Below are 22,397 nucleotides of genomic sequence, written 5' to 3' on the forward strand. Positions count from 1 at the left end.
CTGGTGGTCATCGGCCCCGACTTGATAGATTAAGGACCGAAATGAGCAAGGCCTTCACCAAGGAAAGCGACGACGGCGACGAGGACGACCTGCCCGACGATGTGGGCGGACTGCCGGTCGGCGCGAAGAACTACATGACCCCGCAGGGCTTCGAGCGCATGCGGGAAGAGCTGATGTCGCTCATGCGCAAGGAGCGGCCTGAGGTCGTCCAGGTCGTGTCGTGGGCCGCGGCCAACGGCGACCGCTCGGAGAATGGCGACTATCTCTACGGCAAGAAGCGCCTGCGCGAGATCGACCGCCGCATCCGCTTCCTCAGCAAGCGCCTCGAACGCTCCGAGGTCGTCGATCCGGCCAAGCGCGCCAAGACCGACCAGGTGTTCTTCGGCGCCACCGTGACTTACGTCAATTCGAAGGACGAGGAGCGCACGGTCAAGATCGTGGGCGTCGACGAGGTCGATCCTGGCCGCGGCCATGTGAGCTGGATCTCCCCCATCGCCCGCGCCGTGATGCGTGCGCATGAGGGCGACGCCGTGCGCATGATGACGCCCGCCGGCGAGGAAGAGCTCGAGATTTTGAAGGTCGAGTACGTCTGATCTGTCGTCCTGAGCGCAGCGAAGGACCTGACGGAACGACCAACGGCCTCCATAGCGACCGTGAGATCCTTCACTGCGCTCAGGATGACAAGAGGCACTACATCGCAACCAGCGCCAGGTCCTGGAACCAGCTCTGCGCCTGCGTGTAGGACTTGATCCGGGACGACAGCGCGCGCGGTGTCCGGTCGTGATAGACCCAGATCATCGCGGCGTCGTCGACGGCCTTGGCATGGATCTGCGCGGCCAGTTCGTCCTGCTTCGCGGGATCGAAAGTGTTCTGCAGTTCGATAACGAGCTTATCGACCTCCGGATTCTTGTAGGTGCTCCAGTTCACGCCGACCGGCGCCACCTGATCCGACGCGAAGAAGCGGTTCACGGCATAGAAGGGATCGGACGTGACGTGCGTGACGTTGGTCGCCGTCACGTCCTTGTTCATCTCGGCCCTGGCGCCGCTGCGCCAGCCGGTCATCAACGCTTCGAGTTCGACCGGCTTGAAGTCGATGGCGATGAAACTCTCCTTCAGCATCTCCTGGATGGCCTCGTTGACCATCTGGTTGGTGCCGCCGGCCTGGATCGAGATGCGGGCCTTCATCGGGTTGGCCTTGCCGTAACCCGCCTCGGTCATCAGCTTGCGCGCGGCATCGGGCGCGTACTTGATCTCGAAGGTCGGCTTACCGAACCACGGGCTGGTCCGGTCGACCTCGCCGTAAGCCGGCTGCACCAGCCCGTTCATCAGCTTCACGATCGCGTCGCGATCGATCGCCAGGTTCGCCGCCTTGCGTGTCCGGATGTCGATCCATGGCGAGCCCTCGACCAGTGACGGGTGATAGTTGAAGACGTGCGGCGTGATATTGCTGCTGATGCGCGCGCCGCTCTGCTTCAGCCGGTCGATGATGTCCGGACCCGGCGCGTCGATCATGTCGAAGGTACCGGAGATCAATGCGGCGCTGCGACCGGAATCCTCGGGCGCGCAGATCAGGACGATGCGATCGACCTTGGGCATGCGCTTGGGGTTCCAGTAGTCCTCGTTCTTCACCAGTTCGGCGCGCTCGCGCGGCACCAGCCGGGCGAGCTTGAACGGGCCGGTCCCGGCGGGCGCGGAGGCGAACTTGTTCCAGTCCTTGCCGGTCTTCTCCCACTGCGCCGGGCTAGACACCAGGAACCACAGGAGCTGATAGGGGAAGAGCGAATCGACCGACTTGGTCTTGATCTCGACCTCCATCGGACCGGTCTTCTTGTAGCCGACCATGCTGGGCAGGCGCGGGCGTACTTGGGCTGCCTGGCGCTGGTCGAACTGCGCGGCATCCTTGTTAAAAATCTTCTCGAAGTTCCAGATCACGGCGTCGGCATCGAACGGCGAGCCGTCGTGAAACTTCACGCCCTCACGCAGCTTGAAGGTCCACAAGGTCTTGTCGGCGTCGCCAACCTTCCATTCGGTCGCGAGGCCCGGGATCATCTTGCCCGGCCGGTCCGACACGTCGAGTTCCCAGGCGATCAGCGGATCGTAGATCGTGAGGCCGGTGTACTGATAGGCGTTGGCGCCGCGATCGGGCTGGCCCGTCGTGAGCGGAATATCGGTCATCGGGATGCCGTAGCGGACGGTCTTTTCCTGCGCCCAGGCCACGTGCGGCAGGGAAAGCGCTGCAGTTCCAGCCAACAGCGAGCGGCGCGAGAGCTTCATGGTCGCCTCCTGACGGGGAAGTATCCGCCCGAGGCATGCGACTCTCGTGCCAGAGTCGACTCAGATCGCCGAGATCACCTGCGTTTGAGGTCCACTAGCAACCGGTCGACGAACTTCGGCGAGTAGCCGAGGAGCGCCGCTTCGTCGGCGAGTTCCTTCTCGAGCCGACCCAACGCCTGGGTAAAGGAACCGCCCTTGGCCAGCGCCTTCTCGACCAGCGCATGCGCCTCGCGCTTGCCCATCTTCGAGGCGAGCAGGAACGTCGCGCGCTCGGCGAGGACGGCGGCTTCGGCGGCATCCATGTTTGCCTGCAGCGCGTCGGGATCGACGGTCAAGCCAGAGGCGACTTCCGCCATCACCTCGACGGCCGAGCCCAGGCATTCGACCAGCGCCGACAGCGTCGGCCACTCGGCCTGCCAGCCACCCAGCGCGCGTTCATGCTCCTGCGGCATGCCGGCCACGATGGTCGCCGCCAGCATCGGCGCGCGCGTTGCCGCCGACAGGACGAGCGCCGCGCCGACCGGATTGCGCTTGTGCGGCATGGTCGAGGAGCCGCCGCGGCCCGGACCCGACGGCTCGGCGGCCTCGCCCACCTCGATCTGCATCATCAACGAGATGTCGCGCGAGGCCTTGGCGAGCGCGCCGACGACCAGCGCGCAGTCCTGCGCCAGGCCCGCGACACGGACGCGCTGCGTAAACCAGGGGCCCGGCGGCAGGGTGAGCTTCAGCCGCTTCGCCAGCACCTTCATCACCGGCTCGGCCTTGGGGCCGAGCGCCGTCAGGCTGCCCGAGGCGCCGCCGAACTGAACGATCTGCGTTTCCGAAAAGCTCGCCGCGAGCCGCCGTTTGGCGCGGTCGATGTCGGACGCCCATCCGGCGATCTTCTGGCCCAGCGCCAAGGGCGTTGCCGGCTGCAGCAAGGTGCGGCCCAGCATAGGCGTCGCGCGGTGCTTTTTTGCCTGACGCGCGAAGGCCGCAACGATGCCGTCGAGTGTCTTGAGCAACGGCGGCAGCGCCTCGCCGAGCTGCAGCACCATCGCCGTGTCGATCACGTCCTGGCTGGTGGCGCCCCAATGGACATAGTCGGCGGCCTTGGCATCGCGCTGGCGGACCTGCTCGGTCAGCGCCTTCACGACTGGCACGGTGAGCGTCGCCGTGCGGCGCGCCGCTGCAGCGAGCGGTGCGGGATCGTAGAGCGAAGCGTCGCAGGCCTTGACGATCACCGAGGCGGCGCGCTTCGGGATCAGGCCGGCTGCTGCCGTCGCTTCGGCAAGTGCCGCTTCGAAACGCAGCATATGGCGCAAGGTGGCGGTGTCGGAGAAGCAGTCGGCGGTCGCCGCCGAGGAGCCCAGCGCAGAGACGAGACGAACGGTCATAGGGATCAGCAGTCAAAGAAGACGGTTTCGTTCGGACCGCCGAGATGGATCGGCAACCGCCACACGCCATCGCCGTCGCGCGTCGCGATCAAGGAAGTGCGTCGCGCCGGCTCGACGAGCTTCAGCACGGGATCCTCGGCCAGAGCCGCATCTCCGTCGAAATAGAGGCGCGTCGCGAGTCGATTGAGGACACCGCGCGCGAATACCGAGATGTTGATGTGCGCTGCCTGCAGGCCGCCGGCTGGCCACGGCACGCGACCGGGTTTCACCGTGCCGAAGCGCGCGCAGCCCGACGGATCGGTCGAAGCACGGCCATAACCTTCGAAACCGGCATCGAGCGGCAGGTTGCGGCGATCCTCGGGATGGTTGTAGCGGCCGTGACTGTTGGCTTGCCAGATTTCGAGCAGGCCGTCGGGCACGATGGCGCCCGCGGCATCGTGCAAGGTGAGCGCGATCTCGATCCGCTCGCCGGTAACGCCGGGCACCGCGAGATCATGGCGACAGGCATTGGCCAGCGTCCCGAAATAGAACGGGCCGATCGTCTGCGACGGCGTCAGGGCGCGACTCATGCATTCTCCATCGGCGTGGCATTGCGGCCGCGCAGCACGATGTCGAAACGATAGGCCAGCGCCCATTGTGGCTGGGTCGCCTCCATGTCAAACGCCGCCTGCAGCCGCCCGCGCGCGCCTTGGGGCACCGAGTTGTAGATCGGGTCGAAGGCCAACAATGGATCGTTGGGGAAATACATCTGCGTGATCAGGCGCGTCGCGAAGGCGGGGCCGAACAGCGAGAAGTGGATGTGTGCCGGCCGCCAGGCATTGTGATGGTTGCCCCACGGATAGGCGCCGGGCTTGATGGTGATGAACTTGTAATTGCCGTCGGCATCGGCGCGGGCGCGGCCACCGCCATAGAAATTCGGATCGAGCGGCGCGTCGTGCTGGTCGCCGGGATGATGGTAGCGGCCGGCGGCATTGCACTGCCAGATCTCGACCAGCGCCTCGGGAACGGGCCGGCCCTCCTCGTCGAGCACGCGGCCCTGGACAATGATGCGTTCGCCGAGCGGTTCGCCCATACGACGGCGCGTAAGGTCGTTCTCCATCGAATCGAGCCGCTCCTCACGCAGCAGCGGCCCGGTGATTTCCGACAGCGTATGCGGCAACACGATCGCGGGCTTCGACGGCGAGCGGCTCACCGTCGACTTGTAGGCAGGCGAAAGGTTGGACGGATGATCCCGTCCTTCGACAGGCCGGCGGTACGTTTCCTCTTTCATGTCACCGAGCTTAGCGCCCGCTCAGGCCGCGCGCACCTCCAGGCCGTTGGGCGTGGCGCGATAGCCGGTCAGGCTGCGTTCGGCGAAGCCCAGCCGCCAGTCGAGCATCTTGCGGGCATACTCCGCGACCGTCGCGGCATAGGCCGGATCGGCGGCGCAATTGACGAACTGGCCGGGATCCTTCCGGAGGTCGAACAGGAGCGGCGGCAGGGCCGCGAAGTGCACGTACTTGAACTTCTCGTCCTGCACGACGGCCAGCGAGCACTTGTCCATGGGCACGCCCAGCGCCGATTCAGGCTTGGTGTAGTGCAGGTCGCGGAAGTCGAACTCGTAATGCACCTCGGTGCGCCAGTCGGCGGGCGTGATGCCCTCGCAGAACGGCAGCAGCGAGCGGCCATCGCACTGGCGCGGCACCGGCAGGCCCATCCATTCGAGGATGGTCGGCATGGTGTCGATCGTCTCGGTGAAGCGCTCGACGATGCCGCCGCGCGTGCCGTTCGCTTCGGCCCGCGGATCGCGGATGATCATCGGGATGCGATAAGACTCGTCGAAGTAGCCGATCTTGCCGAGCAGATGATGGTCGCCGCCCTGCTCGCCGTGATCGCAGGTGAAGACGATCAGCGTGTCGTCCCACTGGCCGGTTTCCTTCAGGTAGTCGAACACGCGGCCGAGGTGATCGTCGATCTCGCTCATCAGGCCGCAATAGGTCGCGCGCATCTGCGCCACCTGCTCCTCGGTCATGTCCGAGGCGAGATCCTGTCCGTCCTGGAAGAAACTCGCCTGCTTCACGTTCTTCACATAGTAGTCGAGCAGCGCGTTCTGCCTGCCCTCCTCCGCCGCCGACGCCGCGCGCACCGGCTTGGGCATGTCCTCGGGCCGGTACATCGAGTTGTACGGCTCGGGCGCGATGAACGGCGGATGCGGCCGGTAGTAGCCGAGGTGCAGGAACCACGGCTTGCCGGCGCGGCCGCGCAGATAGGTGAGCCCGCGTTCGGTGAACCAGGCGGTGTCCGACAGCTCCTTCGGGATCACCGCCGGTCGCCCGGTCGCTCCCGCGCCCGGCTCGCCTTGGGGCAACCAGACCTCGTCGCGGTTCTTCGGCAGCTTGAATCCCTGTCCGGCCACCCAGCCGAAATAGGCGTCGCGATTCTCGAAGGCGCCGACCGAATGGAAGCCTTCCATGATGTCGCCCAGCACGAAGAAGCGCGGATCGTTCGGCGCGGTCTGGCGCGGATCGGGCGTCGTCGTCGTGTAGCCCACCAGCGCCGGATCGTAGCCGCCGCGGCGCAGCTCGTGCGCCAGGTTGGTGAAACGCGACGACAGCGGAATGGTGTTCTGCACCGCGCGATGATTCATCAGGTATTGCCCGGTCAGCAGGCTGGCGCGCGCCGGACCGCAGGGTACAGCCTGGGTGAAATGGTTGCGGAAGGTGACGCCCTCCGCGCACAGCCGGTCGAGATTGGGCAACTTGAGATAGTCCGCCCCGAGCTTGGGCAACATCAGGCCGCGCCACTGGTCGACGACGATCATCAGGACATTCTTGGGCGCAGGCATGCTCATTCACCGAGGTTGGACGGCCGCAGGATTGCGCTAGAGTGCCGCCAAATTGACGGAGGAGACAACACGTGGCGCGTTTCAAGATCGTGACGACCGGACCGGGCAAGACCGACCATTCGCTGGAAATGGAAACCCTCGGCGCCATCGGCGCGGAGATCGTCGAAGTTTCGGGCGACGAGGCCGAGCTCATCAAGGCGGTCGCCGATGCCGACGCCATCTACGGCAAGGGCCGTCCGCGCATCACCGCCAAGGTGATCGAAGCCGGCAAGAAGCTGAAGGTCGTGTCGCTGGGCAGCGTCGGTGTCGATTCGGTCGATGTAGATGTCTGCACCCAGCTCGGCATCCCGGTCACCAACGTGCCGGACACCTTCATCGAGGAAGTGGCCGACCATGCCATGACGCTCATCCTGGCGAGCTGGCGGCGCCTCGTGGTGCAGGACCAGATGGTGCGCAAGGGCGAGTGGACCAAGGCGCGGCCGCACCTCTATCAGTTCCCGCGCCTCATGGGCATGACGCTGGGCTTCATCTCGTTCGGCCACGTCGCCCGCGCCGTCGCCAAGCGGGCCGCGCCGTTCGGCTTCCAGATGCTGGCCTACGATCCCTACATCGAGGAGCTGGTGATGTCCGACTACGGCGTGCAGCCGGTCGGCTACGACGAGTTGCTGCAGCGCTCCGATATCGTGAGCATGCATGCGCCCGGCACCAAGGACGCGCACCACCTGATGAAGGAACAGCACTTCCGTCAGATGAAGAAGACGGCGCTGTTCGTGAACACCGGCCGCGGCTCCACCGTCGACGAGCCGGCGATGATCAAGGCGCTGCAGGAAGGCTGGATCGCCGGCGCCGGCCTCGACGTGCTGGAGACCGAGCCGGTCGGCCACAACAATCCGCTGCTCGGCATGGACAACGTGATCCTGACCGCGCACGTCGCCTCGGCCTCGAGCCGCTTCGACCTCGCGCGCAAGCGCCGCGTCGGCGCGGAACTCTCGCTGGTCCTGGGCGGCAAGTGGCCCCGCGCCTGCGTCAATCCGATGGTGCTGGAGAAGTCCAAGCTGCAGCGCTGGCAGCCCTTCTCGATGGAACGCGGCCCCGGCAACTGAGCCGAAGCGGCTGAGCGCCGGGCGACGACCGCCCGGCGTTTCCTTGCGCCGCGTTCAGGCGTCGAGGCGACGCTTCGGGCGCTTCGCCTGTTTCTCGACATACATCGCGTTGTCGGCGAGGCGCAGATGATCCTCGAACGGAATCGCGCCGTCGGGCTCGCATCGCGTGATGCCGACGCTGATCGAGATGTTCATGCCGTCGGTGCGATTGACGTTCTCGACCGCTTCGGCGAGGCGCTGCCGCAGCTCGGCGGACGATCGGTCGGGACCGGAGGCGTAGACGGCGAATTCGTCACCGCCCAGGCGGCCGACGACATGCTCGTCGCCGAACGCCTGCCGCAGCGCCTTGGCCACGGCGATCAACAGCCGGTCGCCGGCCTCGTGACCGTCGCGGTCGTTGACCGTCTTGAGGCCGTCGGCATCGGCGAACAGCAGCCAGCTGCTCTGGTTGGCCTGGCAAGCCTGCTTCAGCTGCTGGGTCGCGAAGTGGAAGAAGCCGCGGCGATTGTGGAGGCCCGTCAGCTCGTCGGTGATCGACTGGCGATGGGCGCTTTCCTCGGCCCGCCGGCGGCGCTCGACCTCGGCCTGCAGCCGGTCGTTCGTGGCCTTCAGTTCGGCCGTGCGCTCCGCCACCAGCGTCTCGAGATTGTTGAGGACCTGCACGTTCTCCATCGCGACGGCCGTCACGTCGGCCAGGCTCTGCAGCACCTTCACCTGCTCGGGCGTCGGATGGTGGTTCTGGGCCCAGTAGTTGCCGATGGCGCCGATCGGATCGATGGTGCGGATCGGCACCATCGCCAGACTCTTCACGAAGGTCGGCCGGTAGGCATCCGCCGGAATGCGTGAATCGACGTAGATGTCGGGGATAACCGCACTCTGCTTGTTCATCATCGCCCAGCCGCTGATGCAGGTCTCCAGCGGGAAGCGCAGTCCCTTCCACAGCGGGGCAATCGCGTCTTCTTCCGCGTAGAAGCACTTGTCGTCGTCGCGCAGGACGAAGGTCGCTCCGTCGGCGCCAGTCAACTGCCGGGCGGCGTGCCGGACGATGTCCATGATCGACTGCAGGTCGCGCGCCAGCGACAGCCGCTGCACGACATCGACCAGGTGCTCCATGGCGCCGACGTACCAGAGCGACGGCGCAGCCGTTTTCTCCTGCGGAGTCTCCTGCAGTGAATAAGTACCGATGTTCATAAGCGTACCCCTGTACCCCAAGACATCCCCGCGCGCCCCAATTTCCCAAGAGGGCGCGACAGGTCTCTAGCGTATTTTACGCCAGCGTCTCACATCGGATCACGAAAATTGCATTACAGAAGCGTTATGTAGAGATACCTCGGGAATCGTGCCCCGATCGGCCCTATCCACTTAAAATCAAAGTGATTTTTGCTGCTGCAGGCGGTCGCGGATCGCCCTGTCGCATTGGGCGAGGCTCTCGAAGGGCCCGAGGATGACGTGGTCGCCGTCGTCCAGCGCGTACCAGCCGGTCTGAGTCAGATTGTAATCGCCCAGATCCTCGGTGGGCACATGGACGGCGATCAGATCCTTGGGCGTGCGCATTCACTGCACATGCGCCCCTCTGGTGGGCATTGCAACCCTGCCCTCAGGCCCACCCCTCAGATGCGGCGCGTCCAGCCCGCGAGATTGGCGGCGCCGGGCGGCACCTCGTCCTTCACCAGAGCCTCGACCTGGCGGACCGTGTCCATCGCCTGGCTCTCGCTGGCGGGCGGCGTCAGGCCGCCGATATGCGGCGTGGCGATGACGTTGGGCAGGCGCGCCAGTTCGGGCGACGGCATCTGGTCGGGCGCGCGGCCGACATCCATCGCCGCGCCGGCGATCCGGCCCTCCGCCAGGACTTTCGCCAGCGCCACCTCGTCGATCAGGTTGCCGCGCGACATGTTGATGAAGAAGGCATCGGGCTTCATGCGTGCGAAGGCCGCCGCGTCGAGCAGGTTCTCGGTCTCCTCGTTGGCGATGGCGAGGCAGATCACGTAATCGGACCGGGCCAGCAGCTCTTCCATCGGCAGCTTCACGAAGCGTCGGTCGTCGATCTGGGCATAGGGATCGGATACCAGCACGGTCATGCCGAGCTGGGCCAGCACAGGCGCCAGCGCGCGCGAGATGCGGCCGTAACCGATGATGCCGACGGTCGATCCGCCGAGCTGCCGCCCGACCTTGATTTCGGGCTTCGTGCCCTCGTGATAGGACGTGGCCGCTCGCGTGATGCCGCGCGACAGATCGACCAGGAAACCAAGAGTCAGTTCGACCACCGACGGCACGAAGCCCGCTTCGGCATGCGTCACCAGCACGCCCGCCTTGGTCGCCGCCGCAACGTCGATATTGCGGATGTCGATGGCGCTGCGCATCACGACCCGAAGGCCCGGCAGGTTCTCAAAGACGATCGCCGGCACGGCGGTCGCGCGGTCAGCGACGATGAAGTCCACGCCGCGTGCCATGCCGATCACGCCCTGGGCATCGAGCGGCGCATCACCCTCGTGCAGGACGACCTCGACCAGTTCCTGCAGGCGGGCAAGCGCACGGGCGCCGTAATACTGGCGCCGCGCGAGCGGTACGTGGGTCAGCAGCAGCTTCTTCATGGTCATGCGTTCGCAGTGCCTTTCTTGACCTTCCGGACCTCGGCGAGCTGTCCCATCAGGATCTGCAGCGTATCGCGCTCACCATCGGTGAGACCGTCCAGCTTGACGTGTTTCAGCAGGACTTCCAGCGCGTCGCCGATGCGGCCGAGTTGCTTGCCGTAGCTTCCGACCCGCTCAAGGATTTCCTGCTCGACCTCCGGTCGCGACGTTTGCCCGAGGTTGATGTTGAAGAAGCCGAACTGCGCGCCCGGCTGGTAGAAGCTGAGCGGATTGATCGCCTGCCAGAGCTTCTCGGGCGCGAGCGAAACTTGGAACGGCTTGGCCATGGATGCCTCCTCAGTCGCCGTCGAGCTTACGACGACGGCGAGCGCTTCCCTAGTGTCCGTAGCCGAAGACGTGCGGCAGCCAGGTGCTGATCGACGGCACGAAGGCAATGACCAGCAGGCACAGGAACAGCAACCCGAGATACCCCATGATCGGCTTCACCGTCTCCTCGATCGGCACCTTGCCGATCAGGCAGGCGCCGTAGAGGCCAAGTCCGAGAGGCGGCGCGAACAGGCCGAGGCCCATGCCGAACACCAGCACGACGCCGAAATGCAGCGGATCGATTCCGAGCTTCACCGCCACCGGCATCAGCAGCGGCCCGAAGATGATCAGTGCCGCCGCGCCTTCCAGCACCGAGCCCATCACGATCAGGATGGCGATCGACAGCAGCATGAACAGCCACGTCCCGTGCGAGCCCGACAGGCCGATCAGCAGGTCGCCCAGCGCATGCGGCACCTGTTGCAGGGTGAGCACGAAGGCCAGCGACTGCGCCGCCGAGACGATGAACAGCACGAGCCCCGACCGGGTCGCCGCATGGATGAAACTCTGCGCCGCCGCGCGAGGCCCCAGTTCGCGGAAGACCGCCGCCCCCACCACCAGCGCATAGACGACGGCGAAGGCCGAGATCTCGGTCGCCGTCGCAAAGCCGCTCTTGAAGCCGAAGAAGATCATGGCGATCAGGCCGAGCGAGACGATGCCGCCGCCCCACAGGCTGCGCGAGGACATCGCGGGGCCCAGGTCCACCGCTCCGGTCGGCCGCTTGCCGAAGATGATCGAGACGGCGATCAGCGCCAGCGCCATCAGACCGGCCGGCAGCAGGCCCGCCACGAACAGGCCGCCGATCGAGAGGTTGGCGACGAATCCCAGGATGATGAGGTTGATGCAGGGTGGAATCGTCTCGGCCATCACCGCCGAAGCGGCCAGCAGCGCCACCGCGCTGCCGGGATTCTGCTTGGAGCGCCGCGCCGCCGGGATCAGCACCGATCCGACGGCGGCAACGTCGGCCATCTTCGAGCCCGAGATGCCGGAGAACAGCACCATCGACATGACCATCACGACGTTCAGCCCGCCGCGCAGCCGTCCGACCATCTTTTGCAGCAGCGCGATCAGGCGGACGGACATGCCGTTCGCCTCCATCAGGTAGCCGACCAGGATGAAGAACGGGATGGCCAGCAGGACGAAGTTGTCGATGCCGCGAGCCATCTGCTGCGCGAAGATCACGCCGGGCAGCGTGCCCTCGGCCCAGATGAAGATGAGCGCCGCCAGCGCCAGCGCAAAGCCGATCGGCAAGCCGCCGACCAGCACGAAGAAGAAGCCGACCAACATGAACGTCATCGAGGACGGAACGGTGTTCGGCGACAGCTCGGTCCAGGCGAAATGCAGCCCGGCGACCAAGGCCAGCACGAGGATCGACACGACGATGTCGGCCACCGCCCGGCGCCGGAAGATATCGAGCGCGAAGGCCGTCATGAACAGCGCGCCAAAGCCCATCGGATAGAAGGTCCATTCGAGCGGCAGGCCCGATCCGGTCGTCTGGCCCGTCGTCAGCCAGCCCAGCGCGATCGCGTTCCAGGCGACGTAGGCCGACACGACCAGCACCAGCAGCGCGCCCGTGGAGTCGACGGCACGACGCACTTGCGCCGGCAGCATGTCGGCGAAGAACGACACGCCGGGATTCTCGCTGCGCGCGATGGCGCTCGCGGCGCCGAAGAAGCTCGAGCCCACCATTAGGCCGCGCGCCACGTCGTCGGCCCATTCGACCGGCGAATGGAAGACCGAACGCAGGATGACGGAGACGACGACGACCGCCAGGTCGGCCGCCAGCAGGATCGCGGCGATGGCATCGCTGGCCAGCAGCAGAGGACGCGGTCCCGCCGTCGGCGTCGCTGCGGAGGCGACGCCGGCATGATCGAGGGCAGTCGACATGGGCCGGTCTTCAGACCGACGTCGACTTGATCATGTCGACGACCGGCTTGGCTTCCGGTCGCGCCTTCACGAAGTTTTCGGTCTGCGGCAGGACGCGCTTGCGGAACGCCTCCTTGTCGCATTCGACGATGGTGACGCCCTTCTCGCCCAGCACGGTCAGCGCTTCCTTCTCGACCATGAGGCCATGCGCGCGCGTGTCGACGGCGGCCTTCTTCGCCGCATCGAGGAAGCCCTCGCGCACCTTGGGGTCCATCCGCTTGAAGGTGGCGTCGCTGAAGTAGGCGGCAAGCGGCGAGAAGTTGTGCTGAGTCAGCGAGTAGAACTTCGCCGTCTCGTAGAACTTGCTCGACAGGATGGTCGGCGGATCGTGCTCCAGCCCGTCGAGCACACCGGCCTGCAGCGCGGTGTAGATTTCGCCGAACGCCAGCGGTGTCGCCGCCGCGCCCATGAGGCGCAGGCATTCGGTGATGACAGGATTGGGCAGCGTGCGGATTTTCAGGCCCATCAGGTCCTCGGGTGTCCTGGCGGCCTTGCGCGCCAGCACGCTGCGCGAGCCGAAGTTGTAGGCCCAGCCGATGATGCGGATGTTCGCGCCCTTCAGCAGCGCATCCTCGATCGGCTTGGCCGCGCCGGCATCGAACGCCTTGGTCTGCTGCGGGAAGCTCGAGAAGAGGTAGCCGAGGTCGAAGGTGCCCACGAGCGGCACGAGGTTCGCCGAGATCGAGGAGCCCGAGACCATCATGTCGATGACGCCGAGCTTCACCGAGTTGATGACGTCGATCTCCTGGCCGAGCTGGTTGTCGGGAAAGAACGCGATCTCGACCTGCTCGCCGAGCCCGTTGCCTTTCACGTGCTTCAAGAGGTTGTCGTAGTAGACGCGCCCATTCGCGTACTTCGGATCGTTGGCAAGCGACGACGAGAGCTTCAGCTTCATCGTCGCGGCGTGCGCCCGCCCGATCAGGGCCGGCGCAGCGAGGGTGGCAGCCGCGGAAAACACGAGCGAACGACGACCGATCGAGCGGTTCAGCATTGGGTCTCCTCCGGATAGGGTCTGGCGCCCTGTTCAATCTGGTCATAATGTATGACTAGATTCGAAAGCGCCGCAATGACTTTCGACGACAAGCAGGGATCGCCCAGACAGGGAGCAAAATGTTCGGAAACAGCGCTGCCATTGCGCGCAACGTCCACAGCCAGGTCGCCGACCGGATCGGCGCGCTGATCGTCCGCGGCGACGTCGCGCCCGGCGAGCCGCTGCCGTCGGAGATGAAGCTGTGCGAGACGCTCGACGTCAGCCGCACGGTCGTGCGCGAGGCCATCCGCATGCTGACCGGCAAGGGGCTGGTGACGTCGCGCGCCAAGAGCGGCACGCGGGTGCGCCCACGCGAGGAGTGGAACCAGCTCGACGTCGACGTGCTGCGCTGGCAGCTCGACCACACCGATCTCGACACCTACCTCGCCAAGGTGTTCCAGCTCCGCAACGCCATGGAGCCGACCGCCGCGGCGCTGGCCGCGACCGCGGCCACCGACGCCGATCGCGCCGGCCTGCGCGCAGCCTGGGAGGCGATGGTCGCCGCGCGAGACAACGATGCCTTCGTCGTCGCCGACATCGCGTTCCACAAGCGGCTCTACATCGCCAGCCGCAACGAGTTCTTCTGGCCGATCGCCCAGCTCTTCGAGATCACGCTGCGCGAAAGCTTCCGCCTGGCCGCACTGGGCGACCACCGTCCCCGTGCCTTCGATGAACATCGCGAAGTGATGGAAGCCGTCGTCGCGCGCGATCCGGAGCGGGCGCGCAAGGCGACGCACGTGCTGCTGGGCAACGCCTCCGACGACATCGAGCGCATTCGCGCGGAAGCACCGCGCGGGAAGCGCTAGCTCTTCATCGGCGTCGCTTCGCCCAGCAGGGAGACGTGCGCGGCAACGATGCGCCAGCCGTCGGGTGTGCGCATCCAGGTATGGCTCTGCCGGCCGGGCTTGGCCGCACCGTGGCGCAGGAACTCGCAGTTCGCGGTCCCGAAGTCGCGGCCGTAGGTCACGACCCACAGCTTCAGCAGGTCGCGATTCTGCACGAACTGCGGATTGCGGCCCGAGCGGAAGGCCGCGATCTGATCGTAGCCGTAAAGCTGCTCGCCGACGCCGTAGCGCAACGTGTGCGGGCTCTTCCAGAAAAGCTCGTCCAGCACCTCGACGTCGTTGCTATTGAGGGCCGCCTCGTAGCGATTAAAGGCGGCGGTCACCTCGGCGACCACCTCCGGAATGTTGATCTCCATGTCGGCTCCTTACGCGGGCGGCGCGGCGGCCACGCCCTGCTTCTGCAGATGGGCGGCGACGCGCAGTGCCGCCTGTTCGTTGAAGGGCTTGGCGATGAGCTGCACGCCGATCGGCAGGCCGCCTGGCCGCTGCAAGGGCGCCACTGCGACCGGCAGGCCGATGAAGGAGATCGGCTGGGTGAACACGCCGAGATTGGCGCGCACCGGCAGTTCGACGCCATCGAGCATCATCGTCTTCTGGCCGAGCTTCGGGGCGGTGCAGGGCGTGGCCGGCGCCAGGATCACGTCCACTTCCTCGAACAGCTTCAGCACGTGCGCGCGATACTGGCGGCGGAACCGCTGCGCCTTCACGTACCAGGCGCCGGGCAGCAGCGCGCCGGCCATGAAGCGCTCGCGCGTGTCGGGATCGAAATCCTGCGGCCGCGCGCGCAGGCGTGGCAGATGAAGCTGCGCGCCCTCGATGGCGGTTATGACATAGGCCGCCGCACGCGCCGCGGCCGCCTGTGGCAGGACAACGGTCTTCGTCGCGCCCAGTGCCTTGGCCACGGTCGCCACCGCCTCGAACGCCTCGGGCTCGCCGCCCTTCGAGAAATAGTCGCCGGCGATGGCGATGCGCAGGCCGCCAATGCCCTCGATCAACCGCGGCAGCGTCGGATCGGCAGGCCGATCGGTGCAGACCGGATCGTCCGGGTCCCAACCCTGCATGGCGTCGAACGACAGCGCGAGATCCTCGGCCGAGCGCGCGATCGGGCCGAGATGGTCGAAGGAATCGACGAACGGAAACGAGCCGGCGCGGCTCAGCCGCCCGTAAGTCGGCTTAAGCCCGAACAGGCCGCACAGTGAGGACGGCACGCGGATCGAGCCGTTGGTGTCGGAGCCAAGCGACAACGGCACCTCGCCCGCCGCCACGGCCGCACCCGAACCGCCCGACGAGCCACCGGACATGCGCGTGGTGTCGTGCGGATTGCGCGACGGACCGTAATGAATGTTCTCGCCCGTGAAGTCGTAGGCGTACTCACCCATGTTGAGGCCGCCGACCAGAATTGCCCCGGCCGCTTCGAGCTTGCGCACCAGCGATCCGTCGCGCGTGGCCTTGGGCCCGTCGACATTGATCTTCGAGCCTGCGCGCGTCGGCAGGCCTTCGATGTCGAACAGGTTCTTCACCGCGAAGGGCACGCCCAGCAGCGGCCCGCGATGAAGGCCGGCATCGATCTCCGCCGCGCGCTTGCGGGCACGTTCGCCGACCACATCTGTGAAGGCATTGATGGTGGGCTCGGCCGCCTCGATGCGCTTCAGGCTGGCGTCGATCACGGCCGTGGCCTTGACCTTGCCGCTCATCACCGCGCCCGCGATCTCCGTCGCGGTGGCGGCCTTCGACAGCGGATCGCTCATGGCCGGTACACCGGACCCGACATCAGGTCGTCCTCGAGTTCCAGGTCGAGCAACGGCCGCGCGATGGTCATCGAGCGTTCGACATTCAGGATCACGTTGGCTCGGTATTCCGGCGCGATCGTGAGGCCGAGGGTTTTCGCGCCCTCCTCGACCATGCGCGCGACGTCGGGCTTCTCTTCGGCCATCACGATCCTTCTTTCCTCAAAGCCAGGCGGCAGCCTGCCGCGCCGGGACGACACGACGCAAGACCCGCCTCAGACGATATGGAGATCGCGGCTCATGAGTCGACAGCTCACGCCAAGCTCGTGCTTCAGTTGCCGGAGAAGGCCCAGGAGTGCCAAGCCGATCGCCGACCCGGACGCCACCGGCTCAACTGTGCGACGCTTCATGGCATGCCCCCGCTTCCTGCTTCCCCGTTCGATCGGGAAGGCAAGGAACGTGCCAATCACTGCGCGAATCTGGTGGCTGCAATCGGTGTGGCGCTTGTCTACAACCGGGACATGACAGCCCTTCTCGACCTCGGTGTTCATGCGTTGCTCCGCGCCTACCGCGCCGGCACGCTCAACGTGCAGCAGACGATCGACGAGGTGCTGAAGCGCATCGCGCAAGCCGGCGACGACAAGGTCTGGATATCGCGCGCGTCCGACGACGCGCTGCGTGCACAGGCCGCCGCGCTCGATGCGCGACGCGGCGAGATCGACCAGCTGCCGCTCTATGGCGTGCCCTTCGCGGTGAAGGACAATCTCGACGTTGCCGGCATGGTGACGACCGCCGCCTGTCCGGGCTTCGCCTACGAGGCGAAGACCTCCGCCGAAGTCGTGCAGCGCCTGGTCGATGCCGGCGCGATCGTCATCGGCAAGACCAACCTCGATCAGTTCGCCACCGGTCTCGTCGGCGTGCGATCGCCTTACGGCGTGCCGCGCAATCCGTTCGACGCGGCTTACGTGCCCGGCGGTTCGAGCTCGGGTTCGGCGGTCTCGGTCTCGGCCGGCCTCGTGAGCTTTTCGCTGGGAACCGACACGGCCGGATCGGGTCGCGTGCCGGCCGGCTTCAACAACATCGTCGGCCTCAAGCCGACGCCCGGCCTGCTCAGCAACGGAGGCATGGTGCCGGCCTGCCGCTCGCTCGACTGCACCTCGGTGTTCGCCCTCTCGTGCGCCGATGCAGATGCGGTTCTCGCCGTCGCGGCCGAGCCGCATGTGACGCCCGCGATTGGAAGGTCGTTCCGCTTCGGCATCCTCGGCACGAAGGATGCGGAGTTCTTCGGCGACACTGCTTATGCCGTGCTCTACGCGCAATCGATCGAGCGGTTGAAGGGATTGGGCGGAACACCGGTCGAGATCGATTACGCGCCGTTCCGCGATGCCGCGCAGTTGCTCTACAACGGCCCCTGGGTCGCCGAGCGCACGGCGGCTGTCGGCGCGTTCATGGAGAGCGCCGACGACAAGTCGGGCGTCTGGCCGACGACGCAGCAGATCGTGCTGGGCGGTCGCAAGTACAGCGCCGTCGATGCCTTCGAGGGCCAGTATCGCCTCGCCGAGTTGAAGGCACGCGCCGCCGCCCAAATGAAGGGCCTCGATTTCCTCGCGGTCCCGACGGCGGGCACGATCTACAAGCTGGCCGATCTCGAACGCGAGCCCGTGCTCTACAATTCGCATCTCGGCCACTACACCAATTTCGTGAACTTCTTCGGCTTGTCGGCGCTGGCCGTGCCCGCGGGCTTCCGCTCCGACGGCATGCCGTTCGGCATCACGCTGATCGCGCAGGCCAATGCCGAGCGCGCCCTGCTGGCCTTCGGCGCGCGCTGGCAACGCGCCGTGCCGCTGCCGCTCGGCAAGACGGCGAGCCGGCTGCCGCCAACCGAGACCGATCCCGTCATCGCCGAAGATCGCGTACCGGTTGCCGTGGTCGGTGCGCACATGAGCGGCCTTCCCCTGAACGGCCAGCTTCTCGAACTGGGCGGCCGGCTGGAGAGCGCCGGCAAGACCGCGCCCGCCTATCGCTTCTACGCCCTGCCGGGCGGCCCGCCGCATCGGCCGGGCCTGGTGCGCGTGGCCGAGGGCGGCGGCGCGATCGAACTCGAAGTGTGGAGCCTGCCCGCCGCAAGGATCGGCGACCTTCTGCGCAAGATTCCCGCGCCGCTCGGCCTCGGCATGGTCAGCCTGGCCGACGGCACGTCGGTTCCCGGATTCCTGTGCGAGGCGCACGCGACCGAGGGCGCGAAGGACATCACTTCGCTGGGCGGCTGGCGGGCCTACGCCAAAACGCTGGCCTAGGTCCGCGGCCCTTCAATTGCAGGGGCCCGGTCTGCTAGGGTCCGCTCCTTCGAGGAGGAAACGAAAATCATGAGTGGAAAGATCGCAGTCGTCACCGGCGCGGGCAGCGGCATCGGCCGCGCCTCGGCGCTCGCCCTGCTGAACAACGGCTACAAGGTCGCGCTGGCGGGCCGGCGCAAGGATGCGCTGGACGAGACGGCTTCGATGGCTGGCAACAACGCGCCCAACGCGCTCGCCGTGCCGACCGACGTCACCAAGCGCGACGACATCGTGGCTCTGTTCGCCAAGGTGAAGGCGACCTGGGGCCGGCTCGACCTGGTGTTCAACAATGCCGGCGGCGGCGCCCCGCCCGTACCACTGGAAGAGCTGCCCTACGAGACGTGGCTGAGCGTCGTGGCGGCGAACCTGACCGGCCCGTTCCTGTGCACGCAGGAAGCCATGAAGATCATGAAGGACCAGAAGCCGCGCGGTGGCCGCATCATCAACAACGGCTCGATCTCGGCGCATGCGCCGCGGCCCTTCTCGGTGGCCTACACCTCGACCAAGCACGCCATCACCGGCCTCACCAAGTCGACGTCGCTCGACGGTCGCGCCTACGACATCGCCTGCGGCCAGATCGACGTCGGCAATGCCGTGACGCCGATGACGGAGCGCATGACCAAGGGCGTGCTGCAGCCCAACGGCACGACCATCGCCGAGCCGCGCATGGACGTGTCTGCCGTGGCCAACGCCATCGTCTACATGGACAGCCTGCCGCTCGACGCGAACGTGCAGTTCATGACGGTGATGGCGACGAAGATGCCGTTCGTCGGCAGGGGTTAGCGCGCCAGCGCTAACCTCCGGCAGTCCGCTGACGAGGGCTAGTAGCCCTCGTCCTTGAGGTTGAGCAGCGGGAAGGCGCTGTGCACGCCGGTCAGGTTGGTGGGCCAGCTCTTCGCGATATAGCTCTTGTCGAGCTGCGACAACGAAGTGACACCGAGAAGGCCCATCGCCTCCTTCATCTCTTCCTCGAGAAGCTCGATCACGCGCTCGATGCCCGCCGCGCCCGCCGCGGCGAGGCCGTAGCAATAGAGACGGCCGATGCCGACCCAGTCGGCACCCATGCAGATCGCCTTCACGATGTCGCTGCCGCGGCTGAAGCTGCCGTCGACAGCCACCTTGGCGCGACCCGCCACGGCTTCGACGATCTCCGGAAGCACCTCGGCCGAACCGCGGCCGTGGTCGAGCTGGCGACCGCCATGGTTGGAGCAGTAGACGCCCCAGACGCCGTGCTGGCAGGCGAGTTCGGCATCCTCACCCGTGCCGATGCCCTTCAGCATGAACTTCACGTCGGGGAACTTGTCTCGGACCGTGGTGAAGTTCTTCCACGAGAAGGCGGCCTGATGGTCCTGGCCGGTCGCCGAGGAGCGCCACGACTTCACGAAGCGCTTGGCGATGTCGCGTTCGCGACGGCTATACACCTGGGTGTCGACGGTGATGCAGAAGGCGTCGTAGCCCGCGTCCATCGCCTGCTTCACCCGGTCGGCCACCCAGGCATCGTCGCCGCGTACGTAGAGCTGGTAGATCTTGGGGCCGCCGCCGCCCTTCACGATGTCCTCGAGCTTCAGCGTCGTCACCGAGCTGATCAGCATGCCGACATTGCCCGCGCCGGCGCCCTTGACGACCGTGATGCCGCCGCCCGGCTCGAAGGATTCGAGCGAGCCCACGGGGGCCAGCATCAGCGGCAGGCGGATCTTGCGGCCGAACATTTCGGAGGACGGATCGATCTTCGAGACGTCGCGCAGGACGCGCGGCTTGAAGGCGATCGTGTCGAGCGCAAGCCTGTTGCGGCGCAGCGTGGTTTCGGTCTCGGTGCCGCCGATCAAATAATCCCAGATATTGGGATTAAGCCGGATTTTCGCCGCTTTTACGATTTCGTGTAGCGTGACGAATTCGTTCTCAAGGCCGCTCGCCATTGTTTCCTCGAATCTTGCAGTGTCGACGGTTTCTTGCGCGTCCTTCGGCGTCACGTCAACGTGGCGTCATCGGTCGCTGGCATTGACGATAGCGGCTTCGGACGATTTGATCTCCGCCGGGCATTCGCTCGGCGAAACCTGCAGGGATAGCCCGCGCAGCGGGCAATCATAAGGACTTGAAATGAAGAGACGCGCACTGACGACGGCCATGGTCCTCGGGTTGTTGGCGGGGCCTGCGTGGGCCGCCGATCCGGTGCCCACGATGAAGGAAACGCCCATGCTCGCCGACCAGGTGAAGTCCGGCGCGCTTCCTCCGGTCGACAAGCGCATCCCGCAGCAGCCCTGGGTGGTCAACTATTTCGCCGGCGGCGACGGCCCCGGTCAGCAGGGCGGCCAGCTCAACATGCTGGTGGCCAGCGCGCGCGATACGCGCCTGATGACGGTCTACAGCTATACGCGCCTCATCGTTCACGACGAGAAGTTCAAGCTGAAGCCGGACATCCTCGAGAGCTTCGAGGAGAAGGACGGCAAGGAATTCACCTTCAAGCTGCGCGCCGGGCACAAATGGTCGGACGGCCAGCCCTTCACCACCGAGGATTTCCGCTTCTTCTGGGAAGACGTCGCCAACAACAAGGACCTCTCGGCCGGAGGTCCCAATGTCGAGCTCCTGGTCGATGGCCAGCCGCCCAAGGTCGAGATCATCGACCCGCTCACGATCAAGTACACGTGGGAGAAGCCCAACCCGTACTTCCTCGAGAGCCAGGCACGCGCCGCTCCGCTCTTCCTGTTCCGTCCCGCGCACTACCTGAAGAAGTTCCACGCCAAGTACACGCCCGAGGCCGAGATCCTGAAGTCGGCCAAGGGCGGCCAGCAGGGCTGGGTGGCGATCTACCGCCGGCTCGACGTGATGTACGCCAACGACAATATCGACCTGCCGACGCTCAACCCGTGGGTCAACACGACGGCGTCGCCGGCGCAACGCTTCGTCTACCTCCGCAATCCCTACTATCACCGGATCGACGAGAAGGGGCAGCAGCTTCCCTATGTCGACCGCGTGATCTTCACCGTAGCGGCGGCGAACCTGGTGCCGGCCAAGGCGGGCCTCGGCGAGGCCGACCTGCAGCCGCGCTACCTCAACATGCGCGACTACACCTTCCTGCAGAAGAGCGCGCAGACCTCGGGCGTGAACGTGCGTCTCTGGGAGTCGGGCTCCGGCTCGCAGCTCGCGCTCTATCCCAACCTCACCGCCAATGACGAGGAATGGCGCAAGCTGATGCGCGACGTGCGCTTCCGCCGGGCGCTGTCGCTGGCGATCGACCGCGAGGAGCTGAACCAGGTCGTCTATATCGGCCTCGCCAAGCCCTCGAACAACACGATCATGCCGCGCTCCGAGCTGTTCAAGCCCGAATACGCGACGAAGTGGGCCAACTACGATCCGAAGCTCGCCAACAAGCTGCTCGACGAAGTCGGCCTCACCAAGAAGGACAGCCAGGGCTTCCGTCTGCTGCCCGACGGCCGCCCCGCGACCATCGTCGTCGAGCATTCCAGCGAGGAGACCGAGGACAACGACGCCCTCGCCCTGATCGCCGACAACTGGAAGAAGATCGGCATCAAGATGCTGACCAAGCCGCAGACCCGCGACAACTTCCGCCTCCGCACCTTCTCGGGTGAAGCCATCATGACCGCCTTTGCCGGTGCGGTGACGGCGGTCCCGACTCCCAACACCAGCCCGAAGGAGTTCGCGCCGACGATGCTGGGCGGCCTGCAATGGTCGCGGTGGGGCATGTTCGTCGAATCCAAGGGCAAGCAGGGCGAGAAGTGCGATCTCGAATCGGCCTGCAAGCTTCTCGACTACGTGAAGGAGTGGGAGACCGGCGCCACGCCGGATGACCGGCGCAAGGCCTGGGACAAGATTCTCGCCTCCAACGCCGACGAGGTTTTCTCGATCGGCACGGTCAACGGCATCCGCCAGCCGATCGTGGTCGGACCGAAGGTCCGCAACGTGCCGAAGGAAGGTTATTACGCCTGGGATCCGGGCGGTTACATCGGCCTCTACCAGCCCGACACGTTCTGGATCGCGCAGTAA

At 66.2% G+C, this 22,397-nt stretch carries 22 protein-coding genes; 6 read left to right on the forward strand and 16 right to left on the reverse strand.

From position 1 onward, the window contains the following. Positions 1-41 precede the first annotated feature (41 nt). Positions 42-593, forward strand: coding sequence for a transcription elongation factor GreB (gene greB / locus AC1RP5_RS25910; RefSeq protein WP_493115566.1), 552 nt, complete (start codon positions 42-44; stop codon positions 591-593). Between the two features lie 97 nt (positions 594-690). Here greB and AC1RP5_RS25915 read toward each other — a convergent pair whose 3' ends face one another. From AC1RP5_RS25915 to AC1RP5_RS25935, 5 genes are all read right to left on the reverse strand, one after another. Further along, the gene (locus AC1RP5_RS25915) at positions 691-2,274 is read right to left on the reverse strand and encodes an ABC transporter substrate-binding protein (protein ID WP_493115568.1); all 1,584 of its coding nucleotides are present in this window, start codon (positions 2,272-2,274) and stop codon (positions 691-693) included. A gap of 74 nt (positions 2,275-2,348) precedes the next feature. Beyond that, on the reverse strand, positions 2,349-3,650 hold the full coding sequence (pcaB, locus tag AC1RP5_RS25920) for a 3-carboxy-cis,cis-muconate cycloisomerase (RefSeq protein ID WP_493115570.1): 1,302 nt from the start codon (positions 3,648-3,650) through the stop codon (positions 2,349-2,351). A 5-nt stretch (positions 3,651-3,655) separates the two neighbouring features. Beyond that, on the reverse strand, positions 3,656-4,219 hold the full coding sequence (gene pcaG, locus AC1RP5_RS25925; RefSeq protein ID WP_493115571.1) for a protocatechuate 3,4-dioxygenase subunit alpha: 564 nt from the start codon (positions 4,217-4,219) through the stop codon (positions 3,656-3,658). Beyond that, positions 4,216-4,920, reverse strand: coding sequence for a protocatechuate 3,4-dioxygenase subunit beta (pcaH, locus tag AC1RP5_RS25930; RefSeq protein WP_493115573.1), 705 nt, complete (start codon positions 4,918-4,920; stop codon positions 4,216-4,218). Before pcaH ends, pcaG begins: the two co-directional genes overlap by 4 nt. 21 nt (positions 4,921-4,941) lie before the next feature. After that, entirely contained in the window at positions 4,942-6,474 is a 1,533-nt protein-coding gene (locus tag AC1RP5_RS25935) for an alkaline phosphatase family protein (protein ID WP_493115575.1), read from the reverse strand. Positions 6,475-6,545: 71 nt separating this feature from the next. On the opposite strand from AC1RP5_RS25935, the gene AC1RP5_RS25940 reads away from it, so the two are divergent. Then, positions 6,546-7,577 (forward strand): C-terminal binding protein, encoded by a 1,032-nt coding sequence (locus tag AC1RP5_RS25940; RefSeq protein ID WP_493115577.1) that lies wholly within the window; start codon positions 6,546-6,548, stop codon positions 7,575-7,577. Between the two features lie 54 nt (positions 7,578-7,631). On the opposite strand, the gene AC1RP5_RS25945 is transcribed toward AC1RP5_RS25940, so the two are convergent. The 6 genes from AC1RP5_RS25945 to AC1RP5_RS25970 all read right to left on the reverse strand — a co-directional run bounded on the left by AC1RP5_RS25945 (position 7,632) and on the right by AC1RP5_RS25970 (position 13,448). Then, positions 7,632-8,768, reverse strand: coding sequence for a sensor domain-containing diguanylate cyclase (locus tag AC1RP5_RS25945; RefSeq protein WP_493115578.1), 1,137 nt, complete (start codon positions 8,766-8,768; stop codon positions 7,632-7,634). A 177-nt stretch (positions 8,769-8,945) separates the two neighbouring features. Next, positions 8,946-9,131 carry a hypothetical protein gene (locus AC1RP5_RS25950; RefSeq protein WP_493115580.1) on the reverse strand — a complete coding sequence of 62 codons (186 nt, stop codon included), beginning with the start codon at positions 9,129-9,131 and terminating at the stop codon, positions 8,946-8,948. Between the two features lie 56 nt (positions 9,132-9,187). Then, positions 9,188-10,174: an NAD(P)-dependent oxidoreductase gene (locus AC1RP5_RS25955; RefSeq protein ID WP_493115582.1), complete on the reverse strand. Its 987-nt coding sequence runs from the start codon at positions 10,172-10,174 to the stop codon at positions 9,188-9,190. Beyond that, positions 10,171-10,494, reverse strand: coding sequence for a hypothetical protein (locus AC1RP5_RS25960; protein WP_493115584.1), 324 nt, complete (start codon positions 10,492-10,494; stop codon positions 10,171-10,173). The genes AC1RP5_RS25955 and AC1RP5_RS25960 overlap by 4 nt, the downstream gene beginning before the upstream one ends. Before the next feature lie 49 nt (positions 10,495-10,543). Next, complete coding sequence (locus AC1RP5_RS25965) at positions 10,544-12,418, reverse strand: TRAP transporter large permease (protein WP_493115586.1); 1,875 nt, start codon at positions 12,416-12,418, stop codon at positions 10,544-10,546. A 10-nt stretch (positions 12,419-12,428) separates the two neighbouring features. After that, positions 12,429-13,448, reverse strand: coding sequence for a TRAP transporter substrate-binding protein (locus AC1RP5_RS25970; RefSeq protein ID WP_493115588.1), 1,020 nt, complete (start codon positions 13,446-13,448; stop codon positions 12,429-12,431). A gap of 119 nt (positions 13,449-13,567) precedes the next feature. On the opposite strand from AC1RP5_RS25970, the gene AC1RP5_RS25975 reads away from it, so the two are divergent. Then, positions 13,568-14,293, forward strand: a complete 726-nt coding sequence (locus AC1RP5_RS25975) for a FadR/GntR family transcriptional regulator (RefSeq protein ID WP_493115590.1) — start codon at positions 13,568-13,570, stop codon at positions 14,291-14,293. On the opposite strand, the gene hpxZ is transcribed toward AC1RP5_RS25975, so the two are convergent. The 4 genes from hpxZ to AC1RP5_RS25995 all read right to left on the reverse strand — a co-directional run bounded on the left by hpxZ (position 14,290) and on the right by AC1RP5_RS25995 (position 16,610). Beyond that, a complete protein-coding gene (gene hpxZ, locus AC1RP5_RS25980) occupies positions 14,290-14,688 on the reverse strand; it encodes an oxalurate catabolism protein HpxZ (protein WP_493115592.1) in 399 nt (132 codons plus the stop codon). The two genes, AC1RP5_RS25975 and hpxZ, sit on opposite strands and share 4 nt — an antisense overlap. A 9-nt stretch (positions 14,689-14,697) precedes the next feature. Further along, the gene (locus tag AC1RP5_RS25985; RefSeq protein ID WP_493115594.1) at positions 14,698-16,080 is read right to left on the reverse strand and encodes an AtzE family amidohydrolase; all 1,383 of its coding nucleotides are present in this window, start codon (positions 16,078-16,080) and stop codon (positions 14,698-14,700) included. After that, a complete protein-coding gene (locus AC1RP5_RS25990) occupies positions 16,077-16,265 on the reverse strand; it encodes an AtzG-like protein (protein WP_493115596.1) in 189 nt (62 codons plus the stop codon). Before AC1RP5_RS25990 ends, AC1RP5_RS25985 begins: the two co-directional genes overlap by 4 nt. Positions 16,266-16,334: 69 nt before the next feature. Continuing rightward, positions 16,335-16,610 (reverse strand): hypothetical protein, encoded by a 276-nt coding sequence (locus AC1RP5_RS25995; RefSeq protein ID WP_493115598.1) that lies wholly within the window; start codon positions 16,608-16,610, stop codon positions 16,335-16,337. On the opposite strand from AC1RP5_RS25995, the gene atzF reads away from it, so the two are divergent. Further along, on the forward strand, positions 16,581-18,356 hold the full coding sequence (atzF, locus tag AC1RP5_RS26000) for an allophanate hydrolase (RefSeq protein ID WP_493115600.1): 1,776 nt from the start codon (positions 16,581-16,583) through the stop codon (positions 18,354-18,356). The two genes, AC1RP5_RS25995 and atzF, sit on opposite strands and share 30 nt — an antisense overlap. 69 nt (positions 18,357-18,425) lie before the next feature. Continuing rightward, entirely contained in the window at positions 18,426-19,178 is a 753-nt protein-coding gene (locus AC1RP5_RS26005; RefSeq protein WP_493115602.1) for an SDR family oxidoreductase, read from the forward strand. A 38-nt stretch (positions 19,179-19,216) separates the two neighbouring features. Here the strand turns inward: AC1RP5_RS26005 and AC1RP5_RS26010 are convergent, their stop codons facing one another. After that, on the reverse strand, positions 19,217-20,311 hold the full coding sequence (locus AC1RP5_RS26010; protein ID WP_493115604.1) for an alpha-hydroxy acid oxidase: 1,095 nt from the start codon (positions 20,309-20,311) through the stop codon (positions 19,217-19,219). A 181-nt stretch (positions 20,312-20,492) separates the two neighbouring features. On the opposite strand from AC1RP5_RS26010, the gene AC1RP5_RS26015 reads away from it, so the two are divergent. After that, complete coding sequence (locus AC1RP5_RS26015) at positions 20,493-22,397, forward strand: ABC transporter substrate-binding protein (protein WP_493115606.1); 1,905 nt, start codon at positions 20,493-20,495, stop codon at positions 22,395-22,397.

The organism is Reyranella sp. GW821-FHT12G01, assembly GCF_058806575.1.